The sequence below is a fragment of the Desulfovibrio sp. ZJ200 genome (assembly GCF_011039095.1).
Classification (GTDB): domain Bacteria; phylum Desulfobacterota; class Desulfovibrionia; order Desulfovibrionales; family Desulfovibrionaceae; genus Desulfovibrio.
Genome location: NZ_JAAKEH010000085.1, coordinates 1 through 5,110, shown reverse-complemented (window position 1 = coordinate 5,110; position 5,110 = coordinate 1). Strand labels below are relative to the sequence as shown.

Annotated in this window: 2 protein-coding genes and 1 CRISPR repeat array; both genes read right to left on the bottom strand. The window is 55.1% G+C overall.

All coding sequences use genetic code 11. The features are described 5' to 3' along the window. Positions 1-230 (bottom strand): helix-turn-helix domain-containing protein (locus G7Y52_RS14385; protein ID WP_165065509.1); only part of this gene is annotated, 230 nt, incomplete at its 3' end. A gap of 79 nt (positions 231-309) precedes the next feature. Beyond that, a CRISPR array of direct repeats spans positions 310-4,490; the repeat unit is 28 nt; unit sequence GGTTCATCCCCACGCGTGTGGGGAATAC. Between the two features lie 46 nt (positions 4,491-4,536). Continuing rightward, the gene (locus tag G7Y52_RS14380; RefSeq protein WP_277424283.1) at positions 4,537-5,076 is read right to left on the bottom strand and encodes an IS630 family transposase; all 540 of its coding nucleotides are present in this window, start codon (positions 5,074-5,076) and stop codon (positions 4,537-4,539) included. Positions 5,077-5,110 lie beyond the last annotated feature (34 nt).

The window sequence follows — 5,110 nt, the reverse complement described above, 5'->3', positions numbered from 1 at the left end:
TTTTTATCAAGAAGGGCTTGCAATTCCCGAATCTCCTCGCATGAGAAACAACTTGGGCGATGGCCATTGGGTTTGGCTGATAATCGTTGGTTTTCACGGTAAGCTCTGACCCAATTGCAGATGCTAGCCGGGGTATAACCTAAAATATCTGCCAATTGCCTGGCTGTTGCTTTTCCATCAAGATACGCATGAACAGCCTTGGTTCGGATTTCTTCAGATGCAAATTTCATCTCTGCAATCTAAACGATTTTTAAATAAAATAAAAGTCAAATTGCTCTAATGCCCTGGACTGGTTTTGCTTCTTCTGCCCGGTTCATCCCCACGCGTGTGGGGAATACTCGGTAAGGATATAGATGCCGGGGACAAGGTTCGGTTCATCCCCACGCGTGTGGGGAATACATATTCAGGACGCTGGAGACGAGCATCAGAGGCGGTTCATCCCCACGCGTGTGGGGAATACGCACGTTTTCGGCAGGCACATGGACAAAGTAGGGGTTCATCCCCACGCGTGTGGGGAATACAAGGAAGAAGCCCGCAATATCAAACATGCGCTCGGTTCATCCCCACGCGTGTGGGGAATACGGAGGGTATCAAGGCATCGGAAAACCAGAACCCGGTTCATCCCCACGCGTGTGGGGAATACTGAATCGGGCCGAGTGATTGCGGAGGTTGAGGCGGTTCATCCCCACGCGTGTGGGGAATACGAAAAGCGCGTCTGTGACCTCAGGATCAAAATCGGTTCATCCCCACGCGTGTGGGGAATACTTGCAGCATCTCCTGCCCGGGGGCTGTGAGGCCGGTTCATCCCCACGCGTGTGGGGAATACCCACTCCCGCAGGCCGTGACTGGTTGCGCGTGCGGTTCATCCCCACGCGTGTGGGGAATACCAAAGCGGGGTTGCCCTTTGGCGGTGGCCCCGCGGTTCATCCCCACGCGTGTGGGGAATACTTCCCAATGTCCCGATTACCAGTGGCAGGGAGCGGTTCATCCCCACGCGTGTGGGGAATACAACTGCCTGCGGTCGACAACAAACTGCTGACCAGGTTCATCCCCACGCGTGTGGGGAATACAAGCAGGCCGTGTCAGCCGCATACGCGGCGGGCGGTTCATCCCCACGCGTGTGGGGAATACGTCGTGACAGTGACCAGGTTAGCCATAGCAACCGGTTCATCCCCACGCGTGTGGGGAATACAAGACGTTACAAGGCGCAAAGCTTGCTGCTACCGGTTCATCCCCACGCGTGTGGGGAATACACGCCAATCCGGACGCCGGGGAGATCCTTGTAAGGTTCATCCCCACGCGTGTGGGGAATACGATAGGACGTGGTTGCGTCGTGTAAAAGAGGACGGTTCATCCCCACGCGTGTGGGGAATACTGCGGCGGCGTGTGCTGGGCATGGTGTTAAATTGGTTCATCCCCACGCGTGTGGGGAATACATCTTTGCGGAGGTTGTCTGTGAGAATGACAGCGGTTCATCCCCACGCGTGTGGGGAATACTGTTCCCAGACGGCGACATGCAACCTCTTCCCCGGTTCATCCCCACGCGTGTGGGGAATACTTTTGCCCACGGCTTGACTGTTCTTGTCAGAACGGTTCATCCCCACGCGTGTGGGGAATACCGGCAATGCCAGCATGAATCAAGTCCCGACCAAGGTTCATCCCCACGCGTGTGGGGAATACTGTATTACTATCGTTCTCAGGCGGCAAGGACGCGGTTCATCCCCACGCGTGTGGGGAATACGCATACAACGCGCTATACTGACGCGCACAATATGGTTCATCCCCACGCGTGTGGGGAATACTCATAAAAGCCCATTGTTTCCATGATTTATCTCCGGTTCATCCCCACGCGTGTGGGGAATACGTCGTCGCGTCAAAAATGGGCGCGGCTTCAGCCGGTTCATCCCCACGCGTGTGGGGAATACAAAATATGCAAGCAAGGCTCAATGTATGCAAAAGGTTCATCCCCACGCGTGTGGGGAATACGCGCGGATATGAGGGCTACAAAGTCCCCGTCACGGTTCATCCCCACGCGTGTGGGGAATACACCATAAAAGCGCATTTGAAAAAAGCAAAGAGCGGTTCATCCCCACGCGTGTGGGGAATACGACCGTCTTCGGTTATGAGCGGCATATCCCGGCGGTTCATCCCCACGCGTGTGGGGAATACACATGGGGCACGGTCGTGTTTGTGGCAATCATTGGTTCATCCCCACGCGTGTGGGGAATACAGCCTGGAACCTGGCCCAAAAGCTGATGGAATCGGTTCATCCCCACGCGTGTGGGGAATACGGCTACCCATGATTGTGAACCTGATACCGGGACGGTTCATCCCCACGCGTGTGGGGAATACGGCTACCCATGATTGTGAACCTGATACCGGGACGGTTCATCCCCACGCGTGTGGGGAATACGTTGAACCCGGCAACAATTCTTGCTGCGATCGCGGTTCATCCCCACGCGTGTGGGGAATACGCGGATACTCTGAGCGTTATCAACACGTCGTCCGGTTCATCCCCACGCGTGTGGGGAATACGTAGATTTTTCCGCGCAGTTCAGGGAAATGGGCGGTTCATCCCCACGCGTGTGGGGAATACGCCTCAAGCGACACATACCCGCTGGCAGGCATAGGTTCATCCCCACGCGTGTGGGGAATACTGACGCAGTCTGTTATCGCTGGCGTAAATGCCCGGTTCATCCCCACGCGTGTGGGGAATACTGGCATGTGCCATCATTTTGATCGTCGTCGGTCGGTTCATCCCCACGCGTGTGGGGAATACGATCTGGTTATGTCCCATTTATGGGAAGCATTTCGGTTCATCCCCACGCGTGTGGGGAATACTGTTGGCCGCCGTTTGAGCTAACCAGTCAGCCTGGTTCATCCCCACGCGTGTGGGGAATACTTTTTCAGCCTTGTATGAAGAGATCTCCATGCCGGTTCATCCCCACGCGTGTGGGGAATACCGGCAGGATCAGCGCGAGGAAAGCGACCTCGCCGGTTCATCCCCACGCGTGTGGGGAATACGGCGGGGAAGGCGGCTCCACGGCGCAGGCCACCGGTTCATCCCCACGCGTGTGGGGAATACGGCGTGGTGACGCTTTCGGGCTGCGTGCGGGGCGGTTCATCCCCACGCGTGTGGGGAATACTTGATGGACAGCCCATGCGGCTGGGGTAGTACCGGTTCATCCCCACGCGTGTGGGGAATACGGGATGTGCTGGTCGGGTTTCTGGCCGCCGTCCGGTTCATCCCCACGCGTGTGGGGAATACTGAACCTTAACGCCGCAGGGCTTTGCGTCACGCGGTTCATCCCCACGCGTGTGGGGAATACGGCACACGAGCCGGAAGAAGGCTATTTTGTCGGGGTTCATCCCCACGCGTGTGGGGAATACGGTGGTTTCCATCATCTCCCGCGCCTCGGGCGCGGTTCATCCCCACGCGTGTGGGGAATACAAAATAGGCGGCGCGGGCTGTTGTTCGGCGGCCGGTTCATCCCCACGCGTGTGGGGAATACGGTATATCCCGGAGCTTGCACGACCTGGTGCCCGGTTCATCCCCACGCGTGTGGGGAATACTTTTATCCGCCGTTACGTTCTCCGCCCGGATACGGTTCATCCCCACGCGTGTGGGGAATACGGCCTTGCTACCATTGACGGCCAAAACGTGACCGGTTCATCCCCACGCGTGTGGGGAATACCAACTCGTGGTGGGGACACGCATTTTGGTGATCGGTTCATCCCCACGCGTGTGGGGAATACTAGACAGAGATTCACTTGAGCAGGCCAGAAGGGCGGTTCATCCCCACGCGTGTGGGGAATACGATTATTGAGCTTGACGGCAGCCTGAAGCAACCGGTTCATCCCCACGCGTGTGGGGAATACGTGTCCGGGTCGTAGTCGTCCGGGGTGTAACGCGGTTCATCCCCACGCGTGTGGGGAATACTTCCCCATAAGCGACCGAAAGGAAAAACCAAGCGGTTCATCCCCACGCGTGTGGGGAATACGCTGATACTCTGAGCGTTATCAACACGTCGTCCGGTTCATCCCCACGCGTGTGGGGAATACTCTACGCGCTTGTATCCCTTCAACAGCTTTTCAGGTTCATCCCCACGCGTGTGGGGAATACAATCCTGCGTCCCGCAGCATGGCAATATCCGTCGGTTCATCCCCACGCGTGTGGGGAATACCTGACCTCTCTGGGCGCGCTTATCGGAAATATCCGGTTCATCCCCACGCGTGTGGGGAATACCTCACGCACACATCAAGAGTTACGACCGAGTCCGGTTCATCCCCACGCGTGTGGGGAATACAAGAGTGTCCTCTTTGGACAATGAGAAATAAACGGTTCATCCCCACGCGTGTGGGGAATACGACAAACACAGCGTCCCGGCCCCGAATACCACCGGTTCATCCCCACGCGTGTGGGGAATACCGGCGGCCACGCGCTCTTTGGCGAAGGGATCGCGGTTCATCCCCACGCGTGTGGGGAATACGGCTAAACAGGCTGCCTAATGATGCCCGCGCTAGAGCATTTTGCTTTTAACTTTTTACATAGCCACAGGATTTAAACCATCCTTCAGCGTCTTTTTGTGTGATACAACTTAATGCTTTTCCAATGGACTTGTACAGTTCATCACATGTTTTTGCTTTCATACCCCGAAGTAATTGTTTCACTTTGCTCCACATCTTTTCAATGGGATTTAAATCCGGGCTGTATTCTGGAAGGAAAATATACTTGCAGCCTTTTTCCCTTATCAAGTTTTGGGCTGTTTTTGATTTATGGACATTCAAATTATCCATTATAACAACATCGTTAGCTTTAAGCGTTGGAAGAAGAAATTTTTCAATATAAGCATTGTACATTTTTCCATCCAGTGCCCCATCAAAAACAACACTGCAAGTCTCTCCCGTTACCCGGATTGCTGAAAGTATGCTTATCCTTTCCCAACGTCCGTCTGACGCATGATCATGGCAACGTTGGCCATCTCTGGCTCTGCCGTATAATCTCGTCATATTGGTTTTGGCACCGGTTTCATCAATAAATATCAATCTATTACATGAAGCTTTTTGCTGGAACAGTTTCCATTCCTCACGTTTCCTTCTTACATCTTCG